Origin of the sequence: Streptomyces sp. NPDC093064, assembly GCF_044754605.1 — a bacterium.
In the GTDB taxonomy this organism is placed as follows: domain Bacteria; phylum Actinomycetota; class Actinomycetes; order Streptomycetales; family Streptomycetaceae; genus Streptomyces.
On the sequence record NZ_JBIVPK010000008.1, the window covers coordinates 213,200 to 238,921 of the forward strand.

The following is a 25,722-nucleotide window of genomic DNA, read 5'->3' on the forward strand; positions in this document are numbered from 1 at the left end:
ATACCGCACACATCTTCATATTCCGACAGGGGAGCGCCACAGCGCTGAGAGTGCGGCACCGGCCGCAGACCCTCTGAACCTCGCCCAGGTCATTCTGGGTAGGAAGTTCGGTCATCACTCAAGCTGTTGTGCCCTGCCCGGGTGTCCCTCGCGGATCCCGGGCAGGGCCGCGTCTCTTCCTGGCCAACCCCCAGGAGGACTTCAGTGCACACCAAGACGTTCGCCGTCGTGGCGGTCGGGCTCGGCCTGGTCACGCTGTCGGCGTGCGGTTCGTCGCCGGGCGACAAGAGTTCGGCCGGCTCCAGGACGGTGACGCTGGTCAGCCACAACTCGTGGGCCGCCTCCAAGAGCGTCATCGCGGACTTCGAGAAGAGCTCCGGCTACAAGGTCAAGGTCCTCGAGGACGGCGACGCCGGCCAGGCCGTCAACAAGGCCATCCTCACCAAGGACAACCCGCAGGGCGACGTCTTCTTCGGCGTCGACAACACGCTGCTGTCCCGCGCCCTGGACAACGGGCTGTTCCAGTCGTACGAGCCGAAGGGTTCGGACCTGATCCTGCCGCAGTACCGCGTCGACGAAGCGAAGCACCGGGTCACGCCCATCGACACCGGCGACATCTGCGTCAACTACGACAAGAAGTACTTCGCCGACCACAAGCTGACCCCGCCCGCCTCGTTCGACGACCTGGTCAAGCCGGAGTACAAGAACCTCCTCGTCACCGAGAACGCCGCCACCTCCTCGCCCGGCCTCGGCTTCCTGCTCGGCACCGCCGCGCAGTACGGGGACAAGGGCTGGCAGGACTACTGGAAGAAGCTCAAGGCCAACGGCGTCAAGGTCGTCGACGGCTGGGAGCAGGCCTACAACCAGGAGTTCTCCGGCTCCGCCGGCGGCAGGAAGGCCAAGGGCGACCGTCCCCTCGTCGTCTCCTACGCCTCCTCGCCGCCCGCCGAGGTCATCTACGCCGACCCGCGGCCCAAGACCGCGCCGACCGGCGTCGCGCAGGGCACCTGCTTCCGCCAGGTCGAGTACGCCGGACTGCTGAGCAACGCCGGGAACACCGAGGGCGGCAAGGCGTTCCTGGACTTCCTGATCACCAAGAAGTTCCAGGACGACATGCCGCTGAACATGTTCGTCTACCCGGTGCGCGAAGGCGCCCAAGTGCCCCCGGAGTTCGTGAAGTACGGCCCCCAGGCCAAGGACCCCGAGACCATGGTCCCCGCCAAGATCGCCGCCAACCGTGACCAGTGGGTCAAGTCGTGGACCTCGCTCGTCCTCAGGTAGGCCGCGGACGCGGCCGCCGGACGGGGAACGCGGCGCGGCTCGGTCTCATGGCCGTGCCCGTCGCGTTCTTCGCGGTGTTCTTCGCCTACCCCGTGGTCGCGATCGTCCGGCGCGGCCTGGAGGCCGACGGGGCCTGGCAGTTGGGGCGGATCGCCGATGTGCTCGGACAGTCCGACATCCGGCACGTCCTGTGGTTCACCACTTGGCAGGCGCTCGCCTCCACCGTGCTCACCCTGCTCGTAGCCCTGCCCGGCGCCTATGTCTTCGCGCGCCTCGACTTCCCCGGCCGGCAGGTTCTGCGAGCCGTCGTCACCGTGCCGTTCGTGCTGCCCACGGTCGTGGTCGGCACTGCGTTCCTCGCGCTGGTCGGGCGCGGCGGCCTGCTCGACGAACTGTGGGGCGTACGGCTGGACACCACGGTCTGGGCGATCCTGCTCGCCCACGTCTTCTTCAACTACGCCGTCGTCGTACGGACCGTGGGCGGTCTGTGGGCGGGGCTCGACCCGCGCCAGGAGGAGGCGGCCCGGATGCTCGGCGCCTCGCCGCTCGCCGCCTGGCGGAAGGTCACCCTGCCCGCGCTGGCGCCCGCGGTCGCCGCCGCCGCACTCATGGTCTTCCTGTTCACGTTCACCTCCTTCGGTGTGGTGCAGATCCTCGGCGGCCCCACCTTCTCCACCCTCGAGGTGGAGATCTACCGGCAGACGTCCGAGATCTTCGACCTGGCCACCGCCGCGGTCCTGACGCTCCTCCAGTTCGCCGCGGTGGGCGCGATCCTCGCCGTGCACGCCTGGACCGTTCGGCGCCGCGAGACCGCGCTGAAGCTGGTGGACGCCTCGCTGACCGCCCGCCGGCCGCGCGGTGCCGGGCAGTGGACGATGCTGGCCGGTGTCCTCGCCACCATCGCCGTCCTCGTCGTACTGCCGCTCGCCGTGCTGGTGCAGCGGTCGCTCACCGCGCCCGGGTTCGGCTACTACCGGGCGCTGACGAACGCGGACGGCGGCACCTTCCTGGTCGCGCCGATCGACGCCGTCGGCACCTCCCTGAGCTATGCCGCCGCGGCGACCGCCATCGCCGTGGTGATCGGCGCGCTCGCCGCCGCGGCCCTCACCCGCCTCCCTCACTCTCGCCTTCGCTCCAACGGGGGGACCCCCATCGCGGCCCGGCTCGTACGCGGCTTCGACGCGCTGCTGATGCTGCCGCTCGGGGTCTCCGCGGTGACCGTCGGCTTCGGCTTCCTGATCGCCCTGGACCGCCCGCCGCTGGACCTCAGGCAGTCCTGGATCCTGGTTCCGCTGGCGCAGGCCCTGGTCGGCGTGCCCTTCGTCGTACGGACCATGCTCCCCGTGCTGCGCGCGGTGGACGTACGGCTCCGGGAGGCGGCGGCCGTGCTCGGGGCCTCGCCGTGGCGGGTGTGGCGGGAGGTCGACCTGCCCCTGGTACGGCGGGCGCTGCTGATCGCCGCCGGGTTCGCCTTCGCGGTGTCGCTGGGGGAGTTCGGGGCGACCGTGTTCATCGCGCGCCCCGACCGTCCGACGCTGCCGGTCGCCGTGGCGCGGCTGATCGGCCGGCCCGGAGACCTCAACTACGGCCAGGCGATGGCCCTGTCGACGATTCTGATGGTGGTGTGCGCGGTGGCGCTGCTGGTGCTGGAGCGGCTGCGCACCGACCGGAGCGGGGAGTTCTAGATGCTGCTGAGCCTTGAGGCCGCGACCGTGCGCTTCGGCGGGCGGGACGCGCTGGACGCGGTCGACCTGTCGGTCGCCGAGCACGAGATCGTGTGCGTGCTCGGACCCAGCGGCAGCGGCAAGTCGACACTGCTGCGCGCGGTGGCCGGGCTCCAGCCGCTGGACTCCGGGCGGGTACTGCTGGATGGGCGGGACCAGTCGGGGGTGCCGGTGCACCGGCGCGAGGTGGGGCTGATGTTCCAGGACCACCAGCTGTTCCCGCAGCGGGACGTGGCCGGAAACGTCGGCTTCGGGCTGCGGATGCACGGCGTGGCGAGGAGCGAACGGGACGCCCGCGTGGGGGAGTTGTTGGAGCTGGTCGGGCTGCCCGGTGCCGGGCGGCGGGCCGTGGCCGCGCTCTCCGGCGGGGAGCAGCAGCGGGTGGCCCTCGCCCGGGCGCTCGCCCCCCGGCCGCGGCTGCTGATGCTGGACGAGCCGCTCGGCCAGCTCGACCGCTCGCTGCGGGAGCGTCTCGTCGTGGAACTGCGTGAGTTGTTCGGACGGTTGGGCACCACCGTGCTCGCGGTCACGCACGACCAGGGCGAGGCCTTCGCGCTCGCCGACCGGGTCGTGGTGATGCGGGACGGCCGGATCGCCCAGTGGGGCACGCCACTCGAGGTGTGGCAGCGGCCGGCCGACGCCTTCGTGGCCCGTTTCCTCGGCTTCGAGAACGTGGTGGAGGCGAACGTGGACGGCGAGGTAGCGGTCACCCCGTGGGGCAAGGTGCCGGTCCCCGGCGGCTCGGCCCAGGGGGCCCGCACCCTCCTCGTCCGGCCCGCGGGAGTCCGCCTCGTCCCCACCGCCGAGGGACTGCCCTGCGCGGTGACCGCCCGCACCTTCAAGGGCACCCACGTCACCGTCCACCTCCAGCCCGACAACGCCCCCCGCCTGGAGGCGGCCTGTGCCCTGCGCGCGGCACCGGAGGTCGGGGACGAGGTGGCCGTGGAGTTCGACACGACCGAAATCGTGGTGCTTGATCGACCGCAGGGCACCTAGTGTGCGGGCATGACGCTGCTTTCCTACGAACGTTACTGTGACGAAATCGCCCACCAGGTTGATGAGTTGCGCTCCCTGCTCGCCTCCGGCGCCGACTTGTCCGGCACCGTGCCGACCTGTCCGGACTGGACGCTGGAGGAGCTCGTACGGCATATGGGCGGTGCCCTGCGCTGGGTGGAGGCGCTGGTCCGGACCCGCGCGCTGGAGAACGTCCCGGACGACGCGGTCCCGCTGGCCGAGGGGCCGAAGGAGCAGGGCGACCCGGCCGCGCTGGACGCCTGGCTGGCGGAGACCGGCCGGATGGTCGTCGACGCCCTCCGTGAGGCCGGACCGGACACGAAGGTGTGGACCTGGGCCGGGATCCTCGACACCCGCTTCTGGGCCCGTCGTATGACCCATGAGATCACGATCCACCGTGCCGACGCGGCGCTCGCCGCGGGCCGGCCCTACGAGGTCGCCGCGGACGTGGCCGCCGACGCCATCGACGAGTGGCTCCAGATCGTGGAGTTCATCCAGCGGAAGAAGGCGTCCCCGGACGCCCAGGAGCTGCGCGGTCCGGGCCGCAGCATCCATCTGCACGCCACCGACGGCGATCCCGGGCTGAACGCCGAGTGGGTCATCGAGCTCGCCGAGGAGGGCGTCACCTGGCGCCGCGGTCACGAGAAGGCGACCGTCGCCCTGCGCGGGCCGCTCACCTCCGTGCTGCTCGCGTTCTACAGCCGGCTGCCCCTGGACAGCACCGAGCTGGAGGTGCTCGGCGAGCGGGAGCTGCTGGAGTTCTGGCTGGCGCGGGCTACCTTCGAGTGAACGACCGTGGCCCGCCCCCGAGTTCGGGGGCGGGCCACGGGTGGTGCGCTGGTGGGGCGTCAGCGGTTGCTGTTCGCTCCACGGCGGCGCATGCCGAAGAAGACCGCGCCACCGCCGACGACGACCAGGGCGGCCGCGATGCCGGCGATCATGCCGGTGTTGGAGTCGGCACCGGTCTCGGCGAGGTTGGAGTCACCGACCGCGGGCGACGGAGCGTTGTTCTCGGCGCCGGCGGGAGCGGTGGTGCTCTCCGAGGCGGACGCGGTCGGGGCCGCGGACTCCGACTCCGACGGCGACTCGGACGGCGACTCCGACTCCGACTCCGTCGCCGACGGGGTCGGCGTCTCCGGGGCCGGCGGCGTGGCCGGAGTGCTCGGGGTCTCCGTCTTGCAGGCCGTGGACGGAGTGGTCAGGTTCGGCTTGATGTCCTCGTTGACCAGCTTTCCGTCCTTGCCGGCCTTGACGTGGATGCGGTAGGTGGCGTTCGGCTGCCAGTCCTCGGCGAAGGTGATCGTGGTGCCCTCACGGGAACCCTTCACCGTGAGCTCACCGACCTCACGGGCGTCGGCGCCGTTGTTCTGGAGGAACACGGAGACGACGGCCTCGGTGCGAGAGGGGTCCTTGTCGGTGACGACGATGACGCCCTTCTCGCCGTCGCACTTGGCTTCGGCGGAGAACTCCTTGATGTTGCAGGCGAGCGCGTTGCCCGCGGCGCCGAGAGCGAGAGCGGCGGACGCGGAGGCGACACCGAGGATGCGCACGGTGCGTGCGGTACGACGGGATATGGACAAGATGGCCACTGTGCCCTTCACGGGATGCCCAATTGCGGGGGGTTTGAGGGGTGTTGGGGCAACGACGAGGTTGAGCTCCCAGTAACCCCAGGAGGCTCAGATTTATAAGTGCTCCGTCGGGAGTGTCAATCCGTCAGCCTCCGAACGGCGTTGACTTTACCTCATTATTAACTATGCAAATGTTTCAACGTGTTGGCATGAGTCTGGGCGGGTGCCGACGCACCCGCCCAGATCGCTCCTGGCCTCGCCCCCCGTGGGCTCAGCCCTGCACCGCCGCCGGGTCCATCCACATGACCTCCCAGGTGTGGCCGTCGAGGTCGTCGAAGGAGCGGCCGTACATGAAGCCCTGGTCCTGGGTCTCGTCGGTCGCGGTGCCGCCGGCCGCGACCGCCTTCTGCACCAGTTCGTCGACCTTCTCGCGGCTCTCGGCGCTCAGGCAGATCAGCACCTCGCTGGACTTCGTCGAGTCCGCGATCTCCTTCTTGGTGAAGTTGGCGTAGTGCTGCTTGCTGAGCAGCATCGCGATGATCGTGTCGCTGATGACGACGCAGGTGCATTCGTCGGTGGAGAACTGGGGGTTGATGGTGTAGCCGAGATCGGTGAAGAACTTCCTGGACGCGGCCACGTCGTTCGTCGCCAGGTTCACGAAGATCATCTGCTGGTACATGGCGGGGTCTCTCCCATCGCGGTTCCTTGCCGTTCACAGGGGTAGACCCGGGGTCCGCGCGGAACTCATCGGCGGCCCCGGGATTTCTTTCACGCCTCTTCTGCGGGGCCGGCCGGTGGCTCAGGGGACCAGCGGCAGGGCGGCGAGATCGGCGACCACCAGGGTCAGCGGGATGAGCAGGGCCAGCAGGGCGCCGCAGCGCAGGAGGGCGGCGGAGCGCAGCATCGCGGCCGGCGCGCCGAGCCGCCGCAGCGCGGCGATGGCGTCGGCACGGGACTGCCTCGCCTCGACGGCGGCGATCAGCAGGGTGGCCACGGCGCAGCCGGCGACGAGCAGCGTGCCCAGCGTCGTCAGCGGGCCGAGCGCCCGAGCGGTGCCGTCGTAGGCCGCGATCATGGCGTACGTCCCCGACGCCACCGCGCAGACCACGCCCAGCGGGCGGCCGACCCGGCCCGCCTCCTCCATCAGGACGCGCCCGGCCAGGAGCCGCAGGGCACCGGGGCGGGCGGACTGGAGGACACGGCCGCACAGGTGGGTGAGCCCGGGGCCGGCCAGGGCGAGGCCGAGGGCGGTCATCAGCCAGCCGATGAGGACCGGGGCGGAGCCGGCCGCAAGGCCGCCGGGGAGGGCCGGACCGGGGGCGGCACCGGGGGTGGTGGACCGTCCGGCGTACGCCTCCACGGCCAGGCCGGCGGCGAGTACGGCGATGCCCCAGGGGAGCCCGGTGGGCGGCTGCCGTGGGGCCGGGGGCCGGTGGGGATCCGGGGCGTCGTGCGCGGGTTCGTGACCGGCGTCCTCCGGGGCGCCGGACAGGTCGTCCCCGGTCGGATCGGCGCCGGACAGGTCGGCCCTGGTCAGGTCGTCCCTGGTCAGATCGTCCTCGGTCCGCGCCGTGCCGTCGGCCGTGTCCTGGGGCCGGATCGCGCATGCCGTCGCCGACCGGCCCTGTGTCGCCGAGCGGCTCTGTCGCCCGGCGGCCCCGTCGCCGAGGCGTGCCCCGAACCGGCCGTACGCCCCGAACGTCTCCCGCGTACTGGTGCGCCGGTACGCCCCGAAGCGGCCGTACTTCCGGCCGGTGTTCCGGGCCGCCGTGGGCCTCGGTTCCCGGGGGAACAGCACCAGCGCGACCGCCACCGAGGCGAGGACGGGGACGACGGCCAGCAGCGTCAGCACCGCCGGCACCGGCAGCGGCTCCCCGGCCGCCAGGAACGTGGGTGCCGCGCCGTCGAACGGCAGTTCCGTGCCGTCGTCGCGCAGGTACATGAAGAGCAGCAGCGCGAGCAGCGAGCCGAGCCCGCAGGCCAGGGCGGTCGTGGCCGCCGAGACGGCCATCAGACGGCCCGGACCGAGGCCGAGCGCCGACAGGCCCGACCGGGGACGGGTCCCCGGGTCGGTGCGGGCCACCGCGACCGCCAGGTACACCGTCGCGGCCAGGGGCAGCACGCACCAGGACAGCCGCAGGGCCGCCGCGGCCGAGTGCTCCGGGTGACCGAGCGCGTAGCCGAGGCTGGACAGCAGCAGGAAGCCCGTGCCCGCCGACGCCGCCGCGACCGTCAGGCGGCGCAGTTGGACGCCCGGGCGGGCGACGCGGATCAGACGGAGAGCGAGCACGCGGCCCGGCCTTCCGCGGTGTCGCCGACCGGGGGCAGGTGCACGGTCTTCACACACCGCCCGTCGAGCACCGCCACCGTCCGGTCCGCGAAGGCCGCGGTCTCCGGGTCGTGGGTGGCGAGCACGACCGTGATGCCGTGCGAGCGGGCGGCGGTGGTGAGCGTGCGCAGCACGTGGGCGCGGTCGGCGCGGTGCAGCGGGGCCGTCGGCTCGTCGGCGAACAGCACCGTGGGGGAGGGGGCGAGCGCGCGGGCGATGCAGACGCGCTGCCGCTCGGCCTGGCGCAGCCGGTGCGGGCGCATACGGGCCAGGTCGCCGACGTCGAGGCGCTCCAGCCACTCCAGGGCGGCCACCTTGGCCCGCCGCCGGCTCGTGCCGCGCAGCATCAGGGGCAGGGCCGTGTTCTCCCAGACGTTCAGCTCCGGTACGAGCGTGGGCGCGGGGTCGACCCAGCCGAACCGGTCGCGGCGCAGCCGCTCACGGGCCAGCGGGCCCAGGGTGTGCACCGGGACGCTGTTGAACCAGACCTCGCCGCGCCGCACCCGCGTCAAGCCGGACAGGCACCGCAGCAGGGTCGTCTTGCCGCTGCCGCTCGGCCCGCTCACGGCGAGGATCTCGCCCTGCGCGACACCGAGGGAGACACCGCCGAGGGCGGGCGAGCCGTCGTCGTGGGTGTAGTGCAGGGCCCGCGCCCAGAGCACCTCGTTGTCGGGTGGGACGTCCATGGGCGTACACCTCGGTTCTCATCGGGAATTCCGTGCCGTGTCCCCCGTACGGGCGAACGAGTATGAAGACCTCGGGTCACGGAGCCGGTCCGACGCAGAGTGACGCGTCAAGGGCACGCTAGGCAGCGCCTGGGGAGAGCCCGGACAACACACGGCCCCGGGCCGCCGTTTCTCACTCGAACGGACGGCACCGGGGCCGGTGTTGATCATCTGATCGCAGATGTGCGCCTTTCGCGCGGCGGTCGGGCCGCCGCGGTCACAGCTTGGTCCACGCCTCCGACAGGGTCGCGCGCAGGATCTGCTCGATCTCGTCGAAGGTCTCCTGGTTGGAGATCAGCGGCGGGGCGAGCTGGACGACCGGGTCGCCGCGGTCGTCGGCACGGCAGTACAGGCCGTTGTCGTACAGCGCCTTGGACAGGAAGCCGTACAGGACCCGCTCGGTCTCCTCGTCGGTGAAGGACTCCTTGGTGTGCTTGTCCTTCACCAGCTCGATGCCGTAGAAGAAGCCGTTGCCGCGGACGTCGCCGACGATCGGCAGGTCGTGCAGCTTCTCCAGGGTGGAGAGGAAGGCGCCCTCGTTGTCCAGCACGTGCTGGGTGAGGTTCTCGCGCTCGAACAGGTCGAGGTTGGCCAGGCCCACCGCGGCCGAGACCGGGTGGCCACCGAAGGTGTAGCCGTGCAGGAAGGTGTTGTCGCCCTTGTAGAACGGCTCGGCCAGGCGGTCGGAGATGATGCACGCGCCGATCGGGGAGTAGCCCGAGGTCATGCCCTTGGCGCAGGTGATCATGTCCGGCACGTAGCCGAACTTGTCACAGGCGAACATGGTGCCCAGGCGGCCGAAGGCGCAGATGACCTCGTCGGAGACGAGCAGCACGTCGTACTGGTCGCAGATCTCGCGCACCCGCTGGAAGTATCCGGGCGGCGGCGGGAAGCAGCCGCCGGCGTTCTGCACCGGCTCCAGGAAGACCGCGGCGACCGTGTCCGGGCCCTCGAAGAGGATCTGCTGCTCGATCTGGTCGGCGGCCCAGCGGCCGAAGGCCTCCGGGTCGTCGCCGAAGATCGGGGCGCGGTAGATGTTGGTGTTCGGGACCTTGTGTGCGCCCGGCACCAGCGGCTCGAACGGCGCCTTCAGGGCCGGCAGGCCGGTGATGGACAGGGCGCCCTGCGGGGTGCCGTGGTAGGCGACCGCACGGGATATGACCTTGTGCTTGGTGGGTTTGCCGGTCAGCTTGAAGTACTGCTTGGCGAGCTTCCAGGCGGTCTCGACGGCCTCGCCGCCGCCGGTGGTGAAGAAGACCTTGTTCAGGTCGCCCGGCGCGTAGTCCGCCAGGCGCTCGGCCAGCTCGACGGCCTTGGGGTGGGCGTAGGACCAGACGGGGAAGAACGCCAGCTCCTGCGCCTGCTTGAACGCGGTCTCGGCCAGCTCCGTGCGGCCGTGACCGGCCTGGACCACGAACAGACCCGCGAGACCGTCGAGGTAGCGCTTGCCCTTGTCGTCGTAGATGTAGGTGCCCTCGCCGCGCACGATCGTCGGCACGGGGGCGTTCTCGTACGAGGACATGCGGGTGAAGTGCATCCACAGGTGATCGTACGCGGTACGGCTGAGGTCCTTGCTCACGGTTATCGGGTTCCCCACATGTAGGTCTGCTTCTTGAGCTTGAGGTAGACGAAGCTCTCGGTGGAGCGCACGCCGGGCAGTGCCCGGATGCGTTTGTTGATGACGTCCAGCAGCTGGTCGTCGTCCTCGCAGACGATCTCGGCGAGGATGTCGAACGAGCCCGCGGTCATCACCACGTACTCGACTTCCGACATGCCGGTCAGCGCGTCGGCCACGGACTCCGTGTCGCCCTCGACGTTGATCCCGACCATCGCCTGCCGGCGGAAGCCCACGGTGAGCGGGTCGGTGACGGCGACGATCTGCATCACGCCCTGGTCGAGCAGCTTCTGGACGCGCTGGCGCACGGCCGCCTCGGACAGGCCGACGGCCTTGCCGATCGCGGCGTACGGACGGCGGCCGTCCTCCTGCAACTGCTCGATGATGGCGAGGGAGACGGCGTCCAGGTGCGGGCTGCTCCCGTTCCTGGACTCGCGGGAGTCCCTCTGTTCTGCGCTTCGACTGGGCACGACCTCACTGTGCACGACGTATCGACAGTTCCGCAAGGCCGATGCAATGAAATTCGTTGTTTGCGATACCGAGACGTGCGGATTTCGCAGAACTCGCGGGGGTGGGGGTGTTGAAAACGCGGCACCCCGGACTAGGGTGGGTGCCTCAGCGATGGGACATCTTGAACAGGACCAGGAGGGCCGGCAGTGAGCACCGAGCTGCGTCGTCTGCGCAACTACATCGACGGTGAGTTCCGGGACGCCGCCGACGGACGGACCACCGAGGTGGTCAACCCCGTGACGGGCGAGGCGTACGCGACCGCGCCGCTTTCCGGGCAGGCGGACGTGGACGCCGCCATGGCGGCCGCGGCCGCGGCCTTCCCGGGCTGGCGCGACACCACCCCGGCGGAGCGCCAGAAGGCCCTGCTGAAGATCGCAGACGCCTTCGAGGAGCGCGCCGAGGAACTGATTGCGGCGGAGGTGGAGAACACGGGCAAGCCGATCGGGCTGACCCGCTCCGAGGAGATCCCGCCGATGGTCGACCAGATCCGCTTCTTCGCGGGTGCGGCCCGGATGCTCGAGGGCCGGTCGGCGGGCGAGTACATGGAGGGGCTGACCTCGATCGTCCGCCGCGAGCCGATCGGCGTCTGCGCGCAGGTCGCGCCGTGGAACTACCCGATGATGATGGCCGTGTGGAAGTTCGCCCCGGCGCTCGCCGCGGGCAACACGGTGGTCCTGAAGCCGTCGGACACCACCCCCGCCTCCACGGTCCTGATCGCCGACATCATCGGCTCGGTCCTGCCCAAGGGCGTCTTCAACGTCATCTGCGGCGACCGCGACACCGGCCGTCTGATGGTGGAGCACCCGACCCCGGCGATGGCCTCCATCACCGGTTCCGTGCGCGCCGGCATGTCGGTCGCCGAGTCGGCCTCCAAGGACCTCAAGCGGGTCCACCTGGAGCTGGGCGGCAAGGCCCCGGTCGTGGTCTTCGAGGACACCGACATCGACAAGGCCGTCGAGGACATCTCGGTCGCCGGCTTCTTCAACGCCGGCCAGGACTGCACGGCCGCCACCCGCGTCCTCGTCCACGAGTCCATCCACGACGCGTTCGTCTCCGCGCTCGCCAAGGCCGCGGCCGAGACCAAGACCGGGCAGCCGGACGACGAGGACGTCCTGTTCGGCCCGCTGAACAACCCCAACCAGCTCAAGCAGGTGGCCGGCTTCATCGAGCGGCTGCCCGCCCACGCCAAGGTCGAGGCCGGCGGCCACCAGGTCGGCGACAAGGGCTACTTCTACGCCCCGACCGTCGTCTCGGGCCTGAAGCAGGACGACGAGATCATCCAGAGGGAGGTCTTCGGCCCGGTCATCACCGTGCAGTCCTTCTCGGACGAGGACCAGGCCGTCGAGTGGGCCAACGGCGTCGAGTACGCGCTGGCCTCCTCGGTGTGGACCAAGGACCACTCCCGCGCCATGCGGATGTCCAAGAAGCTCGACTTCGGCTGCGTGTGGATCAACACCCACATCCCGCTGGTGGCCGAGATGCCGCACGGCGGCTTCAAGAAGTCCGGCTACGGCAAGGACCTGTCGGCGTACGGCTTCGAGGACTACACGCGGATCAAGCACGTCATGACGTCGCTCGACGCGTGACGTCGACCGCGTGTCACTGACCGCGTGTCACTGACCACGTGACGCGCTGAGCGCGTGGCTCGCCCGCTCGCGGCCCCGGACGGAGGACGGACCGTCCGGGGCCGCGGTGTGTCCACGGCCGGGCAGTGGTCGACAAGGTGCGTCGGCGGCCGGGCAGTGGTCGACAAGGTGCGTCGGCGGCCGGGCTGTGATCGACGCGGTGCGTCCACGGCCGCGCGGTGATCGACAAGGTGTCGGCTCCCTCCCGGCGTGCTCGACGCTGCGTCGATTGTCCGACGGTGGACACGCGCGGCATCCTGGGCCGGTGCTCAAGACTCCGAAGACGCCCCCGCTCTCCCGCCGCTCCCTGCTGCGCGCCCTGGGCGGCACGGCCGCGCTCGGTGCGCTCGCCGGCTGCGGGGTGCCCGCCGCCTACGTCCAGCCCGGTGACCGCGCCATCCCGGACGCCTCCGCCACCGATCACCGGCTGACCTGGGCGAACTGGCCGCTCTACATCGACACCGACGACAAGAACCCGAACAAGCGGCCCACTCTCGAGGCCTTCGAGAAGCACACGGGCATCGCCGTCGACTACGTCGAGGAGATCAACGACAACGACGAGTTCTTCGGCAAGATCAGCCCGTCCCTGATGAACCATCAGGACACGGGCCGCGATCTCATCGTGATCAGCGACTGGTTGTGCGCGCGGTTCGTCCGGCTCGGCTGGGTGCAGGAGATGGACCGCGCCCGTCAGCCGCAGGTGGCCCAGTACCTCGACCCGCTGCTGCGCGACCCCGCCTTCGACCCGGGGCGCAAGTTCACGATGCCGTACCAGTCGGGCATCACCGGCATCGCCTACAACCGCCGCAAGCTCGGCCGTGAGATACGCCAGGTCTCCGACCTGTGGGCGAGCGACCTCAAGGGCCGGGTCACCCTGCTGTCCGGCCTGGACGAGGCGTTCGCACTGCTGATGCAGGCCAACGGCGTGGACATCACCAAGTGGAAGACCCGCGACTTCGACAAGGTCTGCGACCAGGTCGAGCGGCAGGTCCGCAAGGGCCACATCCGCCGCTTCACCGGCAACGACTACACCAAGGACCTGGTCAGCGGGGACGTCCTGGCCTGCCAGGCCTACTCGGGCGATGTGATCCAGCTCCAGGCGGACAACCCCGACATCCGCTTCGTCGTGCCCGAGGAGGGCGCCGAACTGTGGTCGGACTCCTGGATGATCCCCAACCGGGCCGGCCACAAGGCCAACGCGGAACGCCTGATCGACTACTACTACGACCCCGAAGTGGCCGCGGAGCTCGCCACCTGGGTCAACTACGTCTGCCCCGTCCCGGCGGCCCAGGCCGTGCTCGCCGACTCCAAGGACCAGGACACCGCCGAACTCGCCGAGAACCCGCTGATCTTCCCCGACGCCACCATGCGCGAGCGCCTCGCCATCGCCCGGGACATGTCCTCCGAGGAGCGCGTGGAGTTCGCCAAGCGCTGGAACGCCATCGTGGGGCTGTAGCAGACTCACCGGAGTGACACACACCCCGAACGACCAACAAGTGGGCCCCGCCGTCACGTTCGGGCTACTGGTGGCCTGGGCCCTCCACGACGTGGAGGAGTTGGCCACTGTGCCGGGCTGGCAGCGGCGCAACGTGCCAATACTGCGGGAGCGCTTGCCGGGGGTGCCGGAGGCGGTGTGGCGGCGCCTCGGGTCCGTGGATGCGCGTGAATTCGCGGTGGCCGTAGGGATGATGGGCGCGATCGTCGCCGCCGCGTCCGCCGCGGGCCGGGCGACCGGCGGGCGTTCCGGCTACTACCAGACGGCGCTGAACGCCTTCGGGCTGCACGGCCTGGTCCACCTGGCCCAGGCCGCGGCAGTGCGCGGGTACACCCCCGGCTCCGCCACCTCGCCCTTCCTGGTGGTCCCCTTCACCCTCTGGGCCCGCGCCCGTCTGCGCCGCGCCGGTGTCCTGCGCCCCACGCGTCCCCGCGACCTGGTCCTCGGCCTGGGCCTCGCGGGCGCGGCCACGGTGGCATCGCACGCGGCGGCCGGCCGGCTGCTGGGCGGGCGGTCCGCTACCTGAGTGCCGCCAGCGCGATGCGTTCGGCCACCGGGTTCCTCGACTCACCCTTGGCGTCGGAGGGGTTGACCGAGTGGACGAGGGTGCGGCTCAGGCGGTGGTCAGGGCCGTGGCGCGTGCGTGCATCGGGTGCTCCCGGAGGGTGCTAGGTCCTGTCGTCACATTCCCGTCGTCGCCCGAAGGGCGGCTCCGCGGCGTCTGGTGCGTGCTCTCGGCGTGCCGGGCGGAAGTCCTCGTACTGGACGTACTTGGGCTTTCGCCCGGTGTGGCGAGAGTGCGTGCCAGGCGTCGCGGGGCAGGCGGGAATGTGACGACAGGGCCTAGGCGGGCTGGCGCCGAACATCCTTCAGGCGGGCGGCGCCCGGCGGATCGTCGCCGGGGAGGGCGTCCGACCCCGAGGCGCCCCGGAGCAAGTGCCGGACGGCACCGGCGTGTTGTCGGGGGCGGTCCCCTACGGTGCCGCGGTCTGCGCGGTGCGCAGGGTGTGCAGCAGGTCGACGCGGTTGGTCGTGATGGAGTCGGCGCCGAGGTCGAGGAGGCGGCGCAGGGAGCGGCGGGTGTCGGGGGTCCAGACGGACAGCAGGTAGCCGTCGCGGTGGACGCGGGCGGCGAGGTCCCGGTCCACCAGGGTGAACCGGTAGTTCAGCCACCGGGGCCGCACCGCGTCCAGCAGCCCGGCCCGCGGGGGCGCCAGGCTCGTCCAGGTCAGCGCGATCTCGGCGGCCGGGTCGGCGGCGCGCACCGCGAGCATGGCCTCGGTGCCCGCGCAGTAGTACACGCGGTCCCGTGCCCCGCACGCGTCGACCACGTCGACGATCCGCCGCACCGCCCGCGGGCGGGCCGGGCCCGGCAGGTCGATCATCACCCTGCCGGTGTCCGTCGCGGTGAGCGCGTGCTCCAGCGTGGGCACCCGGCCGTCCGTCACGTCGCGCAGCTCTGCCGCGGACAGCGCGTGCAGCGGCCGGTCGTGGGCCCACAGCCGCTTCAGCGACTCGTCGTGCAGCAGCACCGGAACACCGTCCCGGGTCAGCCGTACGTCGATCTCGACCGCGTCCGCGCCTTGGCCGAACGCGGAGCGCAGTGAGTCGACGGTGTTCTCGCGGAAGCGGTAGGGGTCGCCGCGGTGCGCCACGGCGGTCACGGTCTGCATGGGCCCCATTGTGTCCCGCCGTGTCCCGCTCAGGGCGCGAGCCACCGCGCGGTGTAGGCGTCGATCTCCTCCACGATGCGCGCCTTGCCGGCCGCGTCCAGGAAGGAGGCGTCCACCGCGTTCTTGGCGAGCTCGGCCAGGCCCCGCTCGTCGAGTTCGAGCAGCCGGCCGGCCACGGCGTACTCGTTGTTGAGGTCGGTGCCGAACATGGGCGGGTCGTCGGAGTTCACCGTGACGAGGACCCCGGCGCGGACGAACTCCTTGATGGGGTGCTCATCCATGGTGCGCACGGCCCGGGTGGCGATGTTGGAGGTCGGGCAGACCTCCAGCGGGATGCGGTGCTCGGCGAGGTGGGCGAGCAGCTTCGGGTCCAGGGCGGAGCTGGTGCCGTGACCGATGCGCTCGGCGCGCAGTTCGGTCAGCGCGTCCCACACTGTTTCGGGCCCCGTGGTCTCGCCCGCGTGCGGGACGGAGCGCAGCCCGGCGGCGATCGCCCGGTCGAAGTAGCGCTTGAACTGGGGCCGCGGTACGCCGATCTCGGGCCCGCCGAGCCCGAACGACACCAGGCCCTCGGGGCGCAGCCGGTCGTCGGTGGCGAGCCGGATCGTCTCCTCGGCCGACTCGAGACCGGCCTCACCGGGGATGTCGAAGCACCAGCGCAGTACGGTCCCGAACTCGGCCTGGGCCGCCTTGCGGGCGTCCTCGATCGCGTCCATGAAGGCGCGCTCGTCGATGCCCCGCCGGGTGGAGGAGAACGGCGTGATGGTGAGCTCCGCGTACCGCACCTGCTGCCGGGCCAGGTCGCGGGCCACCTCGTAGGTCAGCAGCCGGACGTCCTCCGGGGTGCGGATCAGGTCCACGACGGACAGGTACACCTCGATGAAGTGGGCGAAGTCCGTGAAGGTGAAGTAGTCGGCCAGGGCCTCGGGGTCGGTGGGCACCTTGGAGTCGGGGTGGCGGGCGGCCAGCTCGGAGACGATCCGGGGGGAGGCGGAGCCGACGTGGTGCACGTGCAGTTCGGCCTTGGGCAGTCCGGCGATGAAGGCGTGCCGGTCACGCGATGCGTGCGGGTCGAGCAGTGCGTGCGGGTCACGGGGTGCGTGCTGGTCGGTCAACGGGTCCCTCCCCGGGAAGGGCGCCGCGGGCCCTGCGGGCGCGGCGCGGGTGATCGGCTGATCGGTGAGCACGGTCATCGTAGGCGCATGCCTCGCCGTGACCGCGGGCCGCGTTCCTGAACGGGGGCGGGGCTGCCCGGTGCCCGGCGGTCCACCCGCGCCGACGAGGCCTTAGCATGGCGGGGCGATCGATCGAGGGGGAGACGACGAGATGACGGACGGAACGCAGGCCGGCGGGGGCGCGGGAGCCGAGGATCCGTGGGCGCCGCCCGGCAGCAGGCCTTCTCTGGAGAAGGACACGTCCGCTCCGGCGCAGTCCCCCGGGCCCGAGCAGCCGCCCGGCTTCACCCCGCCGTCCGTGCACGACCAGGCGACGATGGCCTCGATGCCGGCGGCCGGTTTCCCGCCGCCCGCCTTCGGCGCCCCCACCGCGGACTCCGCCGTGCCGCCGCCGCCCGTCGCTCCCACCGGTCCGGGCATACCCACCGGTCCCGTACCCGGCGGGTACGGCTACCCCGGCTATCCGGGAGCGGGCCAGGGCTGGCCCGGCATGCCGATGCCCCCGGACAACGGGATGGGCACCGCCGCGATGGTGCTCGGCATCCTGTCCTCCAGCATGTTCTGCTTCTACGGCATCTTCGGGGTGGTGCTCGGCGTCCTCGCCGTCATCTTCGGCGTCAAGGGCCGCCGGAAGGCCGACCGCGGCGAGGCCAGCAATCGCGGCCAGGCCCAGGCCGGCCTGATCACGGGAATCATCGGCATCGTCCTCGGCCTCGTCGTGATCGCCCTGCTGATCGTCGGCTTGTCCTACGCCGGCACCGTCGAGGGTTCCTCGACGTCCTACGACGCGGGCCTCGGCCGCACCCCCCTGTCGGCCGTGGCGGTCCTTGCCGAGCGCTGACCCCTGAGCGGCCGTGGCCTTCCTGGCCCAGCGCTGACCCCGACCTCGGGCCGGCCGTGACCGTCCTGGTCGACCTCTGATCCTGACCGGCCCGCCCTCCGCGCGGGCCGGTCGCAGCACTAGCGCACCCGCATACCGGCTCGCAGCCGCTCGCGCGCCTCCATCAGCGCGAAGCCCAGCAGGTTCGGCCCCCGCCAGCGCTCCGGATCGGCCGCCGCCTCGTCGCCGGCGGCCAGTCCGATGCCCCATATGCGGTCCACCGGGCTGGCCTCCACCAGCACACGGTCGCCCGTGGTCAACAGGAACTCCCGCAGCGCGGGGTGGGCGGCGAACTTGTGGACGCCGCCTTCCACCACGATCCGGAACCGCTCCCGCTCCCACACGTCCTCGTCGAAGCCGCGTACGAGCCGCCCCTCCTTCTTCGCCTCCGCCGGATGCCGCGCGGCCAGCACCCGCCGCTCCGCCTCCGCGTCCCCGAACAGCCGCGCCTTGCCGGCCATCATCCAGTGCTCCGCGGTCGCGTACGGCACCGCGTCCACCGTGAACGGCGACGGCCACCACTGACTCAGGCAGCTCGGGCCGACCCGGCCGTCCGGGTGCGGCCGATGCCCCCAGAAGTAGACGTAACGCACTCGGGTCCCCGCGCGGACTTCCCTGGTCAGAGCCTGCCTGGAGTCGATGTTCCCCATGCACGCGAGTGTGGCACGCGCCACTGACACACCGTCCTGCCTTTTCCGTGCCTACTCGACACCTGGTCGACAGATTCCGTTGCGTAACCAAAAGGCAACAACGGAATCACTTGTTGGAGTCCCAGGGCTCTGTCAGGATCGGCACTCAAATCGAGCTGGAGCTACGCCACCCGCCCTCGGTGACCGAGGGACTACGGCGGAGGAGAGCGACATGCACAACCCGGGCAGTGCCACCCCGGACCGATTCCCGGCGCAGGACCGTTTCGCCGAGGGCGCGCAGTACATCGCCGGAAGGCTGACCAAGGGCACGTCGGGCCGCAGTCACGCGGTCGTCGACCCCGCCACCGGCGAGGAGGTCTACACGTACGAACTGGCCGGCCCTGAGGACGTCGACGCCGCGGTGGCCGCCGCGCGCGAGGCGTTCCCCGGCTGGGCGGGCGCCACGCCCGGCGACCGCTCGGACGCGTTGCACCGCTTCGCGGCCGTGCTCGCCGACCGGGCGGAGGACTTCGCCCGCGCCGAGTCCCTCCAGTGCGGCAAGCCGCTGAAGTTGACCCGCGAGTTCGACGTGCCGGGCACGATCGACAACGCGGCCTTCTTCGCGGGCGCCGCCCGGCATCTCCAGGGACAGTCGGCCGGCGAGTTCTCCGGTGACCACACGTCCTACGTTCGCCGCGAGCCCATCGGGGTCGTCGGCTCCATCGCGCCCTGGAACTACCCCCTCCAGATGGCCGCCTGGAAGATCCTCCCGGCCGTCGCCGCGGGCAACACCATCGTGCTCAAGCCGGCCGAGCTGACGCCGCTGACCTCGCTGATGTTCGCCCAGGCCGCCACCGACGCGGGCATTCCGGACGGCGTGATCAACATCGTCACCGGCACCGGCAAGGTGGCCGGCGAGCACCTGATCGGCCACCCGGACGTGGTCATGACGTCCTTCACCGGTTCCACCGCCGTCGGCAAGCGTGTCGCCGAGATCGCCACCGCGACCGTCAAGCGCCTGCACCTGGAGCTCGGCGGCAAGGCACCCTTCGTGGTCTTCGACGACGCCGATCTGGAGGCCGCCGTCAACGGCGCGGTCGCGGGCGCGCTCATCAACACCGGGCAGGACTGCACGGCCGCCACGCGCGCGTACGTGCAGCGCCCCCTGTACGAGGAGTTCGTCGCGCGGACGGCCGCCCTGATGGAGACCGTCCGGCTGGGCGACCCGTTCGCCCCCGGCACCGACCTCGGCCCGCTGATCTCGCATGTCCACCGCGACCGCGTCGCCGGTTTCGTCGACCGGGCGCGTGCCTACGCGCGCGTGGTCACCGGCGGTGAGGCTCCCCAGGGCGAACTGAAGAACGGGGCGTACTATCGCCCCACCCTCGTCGCGGACGCGGCGCAGGACAGCGAGATCGTCCAGTCGGAGATCTTCGGTCCGGTGCTGGTCGTTCTGCCGTTCGACAGTGATGATGAGGGGATTCGGCTGGCCAACGACACTCCGTACGGTCTGGCGGCCTCGGCGTGGAGCCGGGACGTCTACCGGGCCAACCGCGCGACGCGGGAGATCAAGGCGGGGTGCGTGTGGGTCAACGACCACATTCCGATCATCAGCGAGATGCCGCACGGCGGTTATAAGCAGTCCGGCTTCGGCAAGGACATGTCCTCGTACTCGTTCGAGGAATACACGCAGATCAAGCACGTCATGTTCGACAACACGGCGGTGGCCCGCAAGGACTGGCACCGCACGATCTTCGGGGACCGATAGCAACGACCAGGCCTTGAACCAGGCCTTCCCGAAAGGGCACCACGCGCATGGAGCAGTACGAGCCCGACCGCCTCACCCCGGCCCAGCTGGCCGCCGTGCGGCGCAGCTTCCGCAACGGCAGGGCCTCTTTCAGCCGCCGCTCGATGCTGCGCGCCTCGGCGGGCGGCGCGCTCGCGGTCGGGGGACTCGGGGCGCTGAGCGCCTGCGGGATCCCCCCGGCCGGCCAGGCACAGGGTGGCACCTCCGCGGAGGACCACTCGGCCAAGGAGAAGATCCTGAACTTCTCCAACTGGCCCGTGTACATCGATGTCGACGACAGCGGAAAGAAACACCCCACGCTCGACACGTTCACCCAGCAGACCGGCATCAAGGTCAAGTACAACGAGGACATCAACGACAACAACGAGTTCTTCGGCAAGGTCAAGCCGGAGCTCGCCGCCGGCCAGGACACCGGCCGGGACCTCATCGTCCTCACCGACTGGCTGGCCGCGCGGATGATCCGGCTGGGCTGGGTGGAGAAGCTGGACCCGGCGAACCTGCCGCACGCCTTCGCCAACCTGTCCGAGCAGTTCCGCAGCCCGGACTGGGACCCGGGGCGCGCCTACTCCTATCCGTGGCAGGGTGTCTCGAACGTCATCGCCTACAACAAGAAGGCGCTCGACGGCATCGAGGTGAAGTCGATCTCCGACATGCTGGACAACCCCAAGCTCAAAGGCCGGGTCGCCTTCCTGTCGGAGATGCGCGACACCATGGGCATGATGTTGATCGACATGGGCAAGGACCCGGCGAAGTTCACCGACGACGACTACGACGCGGCGATCGCTCGCCTGCAGAAGGCCGTCGACAAGGGGCAGATACGCCGCTTCACCGGCAACGACTACACGTCCGACCTGACCAAGGGGGACGTCGCCGTGTGCCTCGCCTGGGGTGGTGACATCGTCCAGCTCCAGGCAGACAGCGCCAACGTCGACTACATCATGCCGGAAGCCGGATTCACGACGGCCACCGACAACCTGCTCGTCCCCCGCGGGGCCCGTCACAAGGCGAACGCCGAGCGGTTGATCGACTTCTACTTCCGGCCCCTGACCGCGGCGCAGCTCTGTGCCTACACCGCGTTCATCAGTCCCGTCGACGGCGCGCAAGCGGAGCTGGCCAAGATCGACAAGTCTGCGGCGGAGAACCCGCTGATCATCCCCACCAAGGACATGGTGGCCAGGTCCCATTCCTTCCGCGCCCTGAGCGACAAGGAAGAGGCGGCCTACGAAGCGAAGTTCGCGAAGCTCACAGGGGCGTGACGACAATGATGACGAAAGACAACAGCGGCGACGTCCGCCTCTCCCAGATCGGCAAGCGCTACGGCGCCTTCACCGCCGTGCACCCGTTGGACCTGACCGTCCCGCAGGGGTCCTTCTTCGCCCTGCTCGGCGCCTCCGGCTGCGGCAAGACCACCACCCTGCGCATGATCGCCGGCCTGGAGGAGCCCACGCAGGGCTCCGTCCACCTCGGTGACCAGGACGTGACGCACCTGCCGCCGTACAAGCGCCCGGTGAACACGGTCTTCCAGTCCTACGCCCTCTTCCCGCACCTCGACATCTTCGAGAACGTCGCCTTCGGTCTGCGACGGCGCGGCATCAAGTCGGTGAAGAAGCAGGTCGAGGACATGCTCGACCTGGTGCAGCTCGGCGAGCAGGCGCGCAAGAAGCCGCACCAGCTCTCCGGCGGCCAGCAGCAGCGCGTCGCGGTCGCCCGCGCGCTGATCAACCACCCCAAGGTGCTCCTGCTGGACGAGCCGCTCGGCGCCCTGGACCTGAAGCTGCGCCGCCAGATGCAGCTGGAGCTCAAGCGCATCCAGACCGAGGTCGGCATCACCTTCATCCACGTCACGCACGACCAGGAGGAGGCCATGACCATGGCCGACACGGTCGCCGTGATGAACGGCGGCCGGGTGGAGCAGCTCGGCTCGCCCACCGACCTCTACGAGAACCCGCAGACCACGTTCGTCGCGAACTTCCTCGGCACCTCCAACCTGATAGAGGCCGAGGTCGACGCCAGGAGCGGCGAGGAGATCGTCCTGAAGGCGGGCGGCGGCAAGCTCACCCTGCCCCAGGCGCGCTGCTCCGCCCCGGCCACGACCGGCGGCAAGGTGCTCGTCGGCGTCCGCCCGGAGAAGATCTCCCTCACCCACACCGACGACGCGGGCGAGATCCCCGACGGCCGCAACCGCATCACCGGCCGGATCTCCCAGTCGAGCTTCATCGGCGTCTCCACGCAGTACGTGATCGACAGCCCCGTCTGCCCCGAGTTCGAGGTCTACGCGCAGAACATCGACCGCGACGCCCGCCTGGTGCCCGGCGCCGAGGTCGTCCTGCACTGGAACCCGGCCCACACGTTCGGCCTGGACGCGGCACAGGACATCGACGCGGGCGTCGAGAGCCTCGGGACCGAAGAAGGGGACGCAGCCTGATGGCCGCCGTCACCGAGGCGCCCGCGCCGCCCACCGCCCAGCAGACGAGACCGCCGCGCAGGCGGGGCCGCTTCACGCCGTACTGGCTGCTGCTGCCCGGCATCCTCTGGCTCGTCGTCTTCTTCGCGCTGCCGATGATCTACCAGGCGTCCACGTCCGTGCAGACCGGCTCCCTGGAGCAGGGATACAAGGTCACCTGGCACTTCGCGACCTACTGGGACGCGCTGTCCGAGTACTGGCCGCAGTTCGTCCGCTCGGTTCTGTACGCGGCCTCCGCGACGATCATGTGTCTGCTGCTCGGCTACCCGCTGGCGTATCTCATCGCCTTCCGCGCGGGCCGCTGGCGCAACCTGATCATGATCCTGGTGATCGCGCCGTTCTTCACCAGCTTTCTGATCCGCACCCTGGCCTGGAAGACGATCCTCGCCGACGGCGGCCCGGTCGTAGGCGCCCTCAACGCGCTGCACGTCCTGGACGTCACCAACTGGCTCGGCTGGACCGCGGGCGACCGGGTGCTCGCCACCCCGATGGCGGTGGTGTGCGGTCTGACCTACAACTTCCTGCCGTTCATGATCCTGCCGCTGTACACCTCGCTGGAGCGCATCGACCCGCGGCTGCACGAGGCGGCGGGCGACCTGTACGCCAGGCCGTTCACCACCTTCCGCAAGGTCACCTTCCCGCTGTCGATGCCGGGCGTGGTCTCCGGCACGCTGCTGACCTTCATCCCGGCGGCCGGCGACTACGTCAACGCGGACCTGCTCGGCTCGACCGACACCCGCATGGTCGGCAACGTCATCCAGACGCAGTTCCTGCGGATCCTGGACTATCCGACGGCGGCGGCCCTGTCCTTCATCCTCATGGCCGCGATCCTCGCCATGATCACCATCTACATCCGCAAGTCCGGCACGGAGGATCTGGTTTAAATGGCCTTCGTCAACTGGCTCAAGCGCCGCCTCGTCGTCATCGCCGGACTGCTGACGCTCGGATACCTGCTCCTGCCGAACATCGTCGTCACGGTCTTCTCCTTCAACAAGCCGAAGGGCCGCTTCAACTACCAGTGGCAGGCGTTCTCCATGGACGCCTGGAAGGACCCGTGCGGTGTCGCCGACATGTGCGGATCGCTGTCGCTCAGCCTCCAGATCGCCGTCTGGGCCACGATCGGCGCCACCACCCTCGGCACGATGATCGCCTTCGCGCTGGTCCGCTACCGCTTCCGCGCGCGGGGCACCGTGAGCTCGCTGATCTTCCTGCCGATGGCGATGCCCGAGGTGGTCATGGCGGCCTCGCTGCTCACCCTGTTCCTCAACATGGGCGCGCAGCTCGGCTTCTGGACCATCCTGATCGCGCACATCATGTTCTGCCTCAGCTTCGTCGTCGTCGCCGTCAAGGCGCGCGTGATGTCGATGGACCCGAGGCTGGAGCAGGCCGCGCAGGACCTGTACGCCGGACCGGTGCAGACCTTCGTCCGGGTCACCCTGCCGATCGCGGCCCCCGGAATCGCCGCGGGTGCGATGCTCGCCTTCGCGCTGTCGTTCGACGACTTCATCATCACGAACTTCAACGCGGGCTCGACCGTGACCTTCCCGATGTTCGTCTGGGGCTCGGCACAGCGCGGCACACCCGTCCAGATCAACGTCATCGGTACGGCCATGTTCGTCATCGCCGTACTGCTCGTGCTGGTCTCCATGGCCATCGGCCGCCGCCGTACCAGGCAGAAGGCATAGCACCCGCCTCACCGCAACAACGAAATTGACTCTGTAGGGAGTTGAAATCATGGCCCCTGGCGCCATGAGCCGTGAGCACGACTGGACCACATCCCTCTCCGAGGCCCAGCCGGTCCCGTACTGGCTGGACGACCCCGGCAGGCCCCGCCCGGAGCCGGCACTGACCGGAGCCGAGACCTGCGACCTGCTGGTGGTCGGAGGTGGTTACAGCGGACTGTGGACCGCGCTGATCGCCAAGGAGCGCGATCCCGCCACGGACGTGGTGCTGGTGGAGGGCCGCGAGGTGGGCTGGGCCGCCTCCGGCCGCAACGGCGGCTTCTGCGCCGCCTCCCTCACGCACGGTCTGGCCAACGGCCTCGCCCGCTGGCCGCAGGAGATCCACAAGCTGGAGGAACTGGGCGCCCGCAACCTCGACGCCATCGAGGAGACGGTCGCCCGCCACTCCATCGACTGCGAGTTCGAGCGCACCGGCGAACTCGACGTCGCCACCGAGCCGTACCAGGCCCGGGAACTGGAGGACTGGTACGCCGAGATGCAGGAGCACGGCCTGGCCGAGGGCTTCGAGTTCCTCGACCGGGACGCGGTGCGCGAGCAGGTCGCCTCACCGACCTTCGAGGCCGGCCTGTGGGACCGCCGGGGCGTCGCCATGGTCCACCCGGCCAAGCTCGCCTGGGGACTGAAGCAGGCGTGCGTGCGCCTCGGCGTGCGCGTCTACGAGCGCACGCCCGCCCTGACGCTGAGGCCGCACGGCGCCGGAATGTCCGTACGCACGCCCTACGGCCGGATCAGGGCCCGCCGGGTCGCGCTCGGCACCAACGTCTTCCCCAACCTGGTCAAGCGGGTGCGCTCGTACACCGTCCCGGTCTACGACTACGCCCTGATGACCGAGCCGCTCAGCGCCGAGCAACTGGCGTCGATCGGCTGGAAGAACCGGCAGGGCCTCGGGGACTCGGCGAACCAGTTCCACTACTTCCGGCTGTCGGCCGACAACCGCGTCCTGTGGGGCGGTTACGACGCGATCTACCCGTACGGCGGCCGGGTGCGCGCGGAGTACGACGACCGTCCCCAGACCTACGCCAAGCTGGCCGGGCACTTCTTCACCTGCTTCCCGCAGCTGGAGGGCGTCCGCTTCACCCACGCCTGGGGCGGGGCGATCGACACCTGCTCGCGCTTCTCGGCGTTCTTCGGCACCGCCCACCAGGGGAAGGTCGCCTACGCGGCCGGCTACACGGGCCTGGGCGTGGGCGCGACCCGCTTCGGCGCCGAGGTGATGCTCGACCTGCTGGCCGGCCGGCGCACCGAGCTCACCGAGCTGGAGATGGTCCGCAAGAAGCCGCTGCCCTTCCCGCCGGAGCCGTTCGCCTGGACCGGCATCGCGCTCACCAAGTGGTCACTGGCCCGCGCCGACGAGCATGGCGGCCGGCGCAATCTGTGGCTGCGGACGATGGACCGCCTGGGCCTGGGCTTCGACAGCTGACACCCGCGAGGAGACCTCCCTCCCTCACGACGCGCCGCCGCGCGTC

Annotated in this window: 23 protein-coding genes and 1 riboswitch; of the genes, 14 read left to right on the forward strand and 9 right to left on the reverse strand. The window is 70.5% G+C overall.

The genetic code is table 11. The features are described from left to right. The first annotated feature begins 17 nt into the window (after positions 1-17). A riboswitch (TPP riboswitch) is annotated at positions 18-123 on the forward strand. Between the two features lie 81 nt (positions 124-204). From ACIQFZ_RS13080 to ACIQFZ_RS13095, 4 genes are read left to right on the forward strand one after another with little or no spacing between them, the layout of a single operon-like run. After that, a complete protein-coding gene (locus ACIQFZ_RS13080; RefSeq protein WP_365427661.1) occupies positions 205-1,281 on the forward strand; it encodes a thiamine ABC transporter substrate-binding protein in 1,077 nt (358 codons plus the stop codon). A gap of 47 nt (positions 1,282-1,328) precedes the next feature. Then, positions 1,329-2,966, forward strand: a complete 1,638-nt coding sequence (locus ACIQFZ_RS13085) for an ABC transporter permease (RefSeq protein ID WP_402691224.1) — start codon at positions 1,329-1,331, stop codon at positions 2,964-2,966. Then, positions 2,967-4,001 (forward strand): ABC transporter ATP-binding protein, encoded by a 1,035-nt coding sequence (locus tag ACIQFZ_RS13090; RefSeq protein ID WP_365427667.1) that lies wholly within the window; start codon positions 2,967-2,969, stop codon positions 3,999-4,001. Positions 4,002-4,010: 9 nt separating this feature from the next. Continuing rightward, complete coding sequence (locus ACIQFZ_RS13095; RefSeq protein WP_376652177.1) at positions 4,011-4,808, forward strand: maleylpyruvate isomerase N-terminal domain-containing protein; 798 nt, start codon at positions 4,011-4,013, stop codon at positions 4,806-4,808. A gap of 59 nt (positions 4,809-4,867) precedes the next feature. Here ACIQFZ_RS13095 and ACIQFZ_RS13100 read toward each other — a convergent pair whose 3' ends face one another. From ACIQFZ_RS13100 to ACIQFZ_RS13125, 6 genes are all read right to left on the reverse strand, one after another. Next, positions 4,868-5,608 carry an LAETG motif-containing sortase-dependent surface protein gene (locus ACIQFZ_RS13100; protein ID WP_402691225.1) on the reverse strand — a complete coding sequence of 247 codons (741 nt, stop codon included), beginning with the start codon at positions 5,606-5,608 and terminating at the stop codon, positions 4,868-4,870. 250 nt (positions 5,609-5,858) lie between these two features. After that, entirely contained in the window at positions 5,859-6,266 is a 408-nt protein-coding gene (locus ACIQFZ_RS13105) for a VOC family protein (RefSeq protein WP_365776167.1), read from the reverse strand. A 120-nt stretch (positions 6,267-6,386) separates the two neighbouring features. Continuing rightward, positions 6,387-7,877 (reverse strand): hypothetical protein, encoded by a 1,491-nt coding sequence (locus ACIQFZ_RS13110; protein ID WP_402691226.1) that lies wholly within the window; start codon positions 7,875-7,877, stop codon positions 6,387-6,389. Beyond that, positions 7,859-8,602 (reverse strand): ATP-binding cassette domain-containing protein, encoded by a 744-nt coding sequence (locus ACIQFZ_RS13115; RefSeq protein WP_365430350.1) that lies wholly within the window; start codon positions 8,600-8,602, stop codon positions 7,859-7,861. Before ACIQFZ_RS13115 ends, ACIQFZ_RS13110 begins: the two co-directional genes overlap by 19 nt. Before the next feature lie 256 nt (positions 8,603-8,858). Beyond that, positions 8,859-10,238: an aspartate aminotransferase family protein gene (locus tag ACIQFZ_RS13120; protein ID WP_383057994.1), complete on the reverse strand. Its 1,380-nt coding sequence runs from the start codon at positions 10,236-10,238 to the stop codon at positions 8,859-8,861. Then, positions 10,223-10,741, reverse strand: coding sequence for an Lrp/AsnC family transcriptional regulator (locus ACIQFZ_RS13125; RefSeq protein ID WP_141357882.1), 519 nt, complete (start codon positions 10,739-10,741; stop codon positions 10,223-10,225). The genes ACIQFZ_RS13120 and ACIQFZ_RS13125 overlap by 16 nt, the downstream gene beginning before the upstream one ends. A 171-nt stretch (positions 10,742-10,912) precedes the next feature. Here ACIQFZ_RS13125 and ACIQFZ_RS13130 point away from each other — a divergent pair, with 171 nt between their 5' ends. The 3 genes from ACIQFZ_RS13130 to ACIQFZ_RS13140 all read left to right on the forward strand — a co-directional run bounded on the left by ACIQFZ_RS13130 (position 10,913) and on the right by ACIQFZ_RS13140 (position 14,412). Then, positions 10,913-12,352 (forward strand): gamma-aminobutyraldehyde dehydrogenase, encoded by a 1,440-nt coding sequence (locus ACIQFZ_RS13130; RefSeq protein WP_365430346.1) that lies wholly within the window; start codon positions 10,913-10,915, stop codon positions 12,350-12,352. Positions 12,353-12,656: 304 nt separating this feature from the next. Next, positions 12,657-13,847 (forward strand): extracellular solute-binding protein, encoded by a 1,191-nt coding sequence (locus tag ACIQFZ_RS13135; RefSeq protein WP_365430344.1) that lies wholly within the window; start codon positions 12,657-12,659, stop codon positions 13,845-13,847. 13 nt (positions 13,848-13,860) lie between these two features. Next, the gene (locus ACIQFZ_RS13140; protein ID WP_383057989.1) at positions 13,861-14,412 is read left to right on the forward strand and encodes an HXXEE domain-containing protein; all 552 of its coding nucleotides are present in this window, start codon (positions 13,861-13,863) and stop codon (positions 14,410-14,412) included. A gap of 448 nt (positions 14,413-14,860) precedes the next feature. Here ACIQFZ_RS13140 and ACIQFZ_RS13145 read toward each other — a convergent pair whose 3' ends face one another. Together ACIQFZ_RS13145 and ACIQFZ_RS13150 are read right to left on the reverse strand one after the other, a co-directional pair. Beyond that, entirely contained in the window at positions 14,861-15,559 is a 699-nt protein-coding gene (locus ACIQFZ_RS13145; RefSeq protein WP_402691227.1) for a glycerophosphodiester phosphodiesterase, read from the reverse strand. A gap of 29 nt (positions 15,560-15,588) precedes the next feature. Beyond that, positions 15,589-16,752 carry an adenosine deaminase gene (locus ACIQFZ_RS13150; RefSeq protein WP_402691228.1) on the reverse strand — a complete coding sequence of 388 codons (1,164 nt, stop codon included), beginning with the start codon at positions 16,750-16,752 and terminating at the stop codon, positions 15,589-15,591. A gap of 133 nt (positions 16,753-16,885) precedes the next feature. On the opposite strand from ACIQFZ_RS13150, the gene ACIQFZ_RS13155 reads away from it, so the two are divergent. Continuing rightward, positions 16,886-17,575: a DUF4190 domain-containing protein gene (locus tag ACIQFZ_RS13155; protein ID WP_402691229.1), complete on the forward strand. Its 690-nt coding sequence runs from the start codon at positions 16,886-16,888 to the stop codon at positions 17,573-17,575. Between the two features lie 119 nt (positions 17,576-17,694). Here ACIQFZ_RS13155 and ACIQFZ_RS13160 read toward each other — a convergent pair whose 3' ends face one another. Next, on the reverse strand, positions 17,695-18,264 hold the full coding sequence (locus ACIQFZ_RS13160) for an NADAR family protein (protein WP_402691230.1): 570 nt from the start codon (positions 18,262-18,264) through the stop codon (positions 17,695-17,697). A gap of 211 nt (positions 18,265-18,475) precedes the next feature. On the opposite strand from ACIQFZ_RS13160, the gene ACIQFZ_RS13165 reads away from it, so the two are divergent. The 6 genes from ACIQFZ_RS13165 to ACIQFZ_RS13190 are packed head-to-tail and all read left to right on the forward strand — an operon-like array spanning position 18,476 to position 25,676. Further along, complete coding sequence (locus ACIQFZ_RS13165; RefSeq protein WP_365419540.1) at positions 18,476-20,011, forward strand: gamma-aminobutyraldehyde dehydrogenase; 1,536 nt, start codon at positions 18,476-18,478, stop codon at positions 20,009-20,011. A 47-nt stretch (positions 20,012-20,058) separates the two neighbouring features. Continuing rightward, positions 20,059-21,306: a spermidine/putrescine ABC transporter substrate-binding protein gene (locus tag ACIQFZ_RS13170; RefSeq protein ID WP_365775789.1), complete on the forward strand. Its 1,248-nt coding sequence runs from the start codon at positions 20,059-20,061 to the stop codon at positions 21,304-21,306. Then, positions 21,303-22,475, forward strand: coding sequence for an ABC transporter ATP-binding protein (locus tag ACIQFZ_RS13175; protein ID WP_383057981.1), 1,173 nt, complete (start codon positions 21,303-21,305; stop codon positions 22,473-22,475). The genes ACIQFZ_RS13170 and ACIQFZ_RS13175 overlap by 4 nt, the downstream gene beginning before the upstream one ends. Beyond that, a complete protein-coding gene (locus tag ACIQFZ_RS13180; protein ID WP_365419547.1) occupies positions 22,475-23,398 on the forward strand; it encodes an ABC transporter permease in 924 nt (307 codons plus the stop codon). The genes ACIQFZ_RS13175 and ACIQFZ_RS13180 overlap by 1 nt, the downstream gene beginning before the upstream one ends. After that, positions 23,399-24,199: an ABC transporter permease gene (locus ACIQFZ_RS13185; RefSeq protein WP_365419550.1), complete on the forward strand. Its 801-nt coding sequence runs from the start codon at positions 23,399-23,401 to the stop codon at positions 24,197-24,199. It begins immediately after the preceding gene. Positions 24,200-24,248: 49 nt separating this feature from the next. After that, positions 24,249-25,676, forward strand: coding sequence for an FAD-dependent oxidoreductase (locus tag ACIQFZ_RS13190; protein WP_365419553.1), 1,428 nt, complete (start codon positions 24,249-24,251; stop codon positions 25,674-25,676). Positions 25,677-25,722 lie beyond the last annotated feature (46 nt).

Coding starts and splice junctions, on each gene's coding strand:
- ACIQFZ_RS13085 (WP_402691224.1), top strand. CDS start 1,329: ATGGCCGTGCCCGTCGCGTTCTTCGCGGTGTTCTTCGCCTACCCCGTG.
- ACIQFZ_RS13090 (WP_365427667.1), top strand. CDS start 2,967: ATGCTGCTGAGCCTTGAGGCCGCGACCGTGCGCTTCGGCGGGCGGGAC.
- ACIQFZ_RS13095 (WP_376652177.1), top strand. CDS start 4,011: ATGACGCTGCTTTCCTACGAACGTTACTGTGACGAAATCGCCCACCAG.
- ACIQFZ_RS13105 (WP_365776167.1), bottom strand. CDS start 6,266: ATGTACCAGCAGATGATCTTCGTGAACCTGGCGACGAACGACGTGGCC.
- ACIQFZ_RS13115 (WP_365430350.1), bottom strand. CDS start 8,602: ATGGACGTCCCACCCGACAACGAGGTGCTCTGGGCGCGGGCCCTGCAC.
- ACIQFZ_RS13145 (WP_402691227.1), bottom strand. CDS start 15,559: ATGCAGACCGTGACCGCCGTGGCGCACCGCGGCGACCCCTACCGCTTC.
- ACIQFZ_RS13150 (WP_402691228.1), bottom strand. CDS start 16,752: ATGACCGTGCTCACCGATCAGCCGATCACCCGCGCCGCGCCCGCAGGG.
- ACIQFZ_RS13155 (WP_402691229.1), top strand. CDS start 16,886: ATGACGGACGGAACGCAGGCCGGCGGGGGCGCGGGAGCCGAGGATCCG.
- ACIQFZ_RS13160 (WP_402691230.1), bottom strand. CDS start 18,264: ATGGGGAACATCGACTCCAGGCAGGCTCTGACCAGGGAAGTCCGCGCG.
- ACIQFZ_RS13165 (WP_365419540.1), top strand. CDS start 18,476: ATGCACAACCCGGGCAGTGCCACCCCGGACCGATTCCCGGCGCAGGAC.
- ACIQFZ_RS13170 (WP_365775789.1), top strand. CDS start 20,059: ATGGAGCAGTACGAGCCCGACCGCCTCACCCCGGCCCAGCTGGCCGCC.
- ACIQFZ_RS13180 (WP_365419547.1), top strand. CDS start 22,475: ATGGCCGCCGTCACCGAGGCGCCCGCGCCGCCCACCGCCCAGCAGACG.
- ACIQFZ_RS13185 (WP_365419550.1), top strand. CDS start 23,399: ATGGCCTTCGTCAACTGGCTCAAGCGCCGCCTCGTCGTCATCGCCGGA.
- ACIQFZ_RS13190 (WP_365419553.1), top strand. CDS start 24,249: ATGGCCCCTGGCGCCATGAGCCGTGAGCACGACTGGACCACATCCCTC.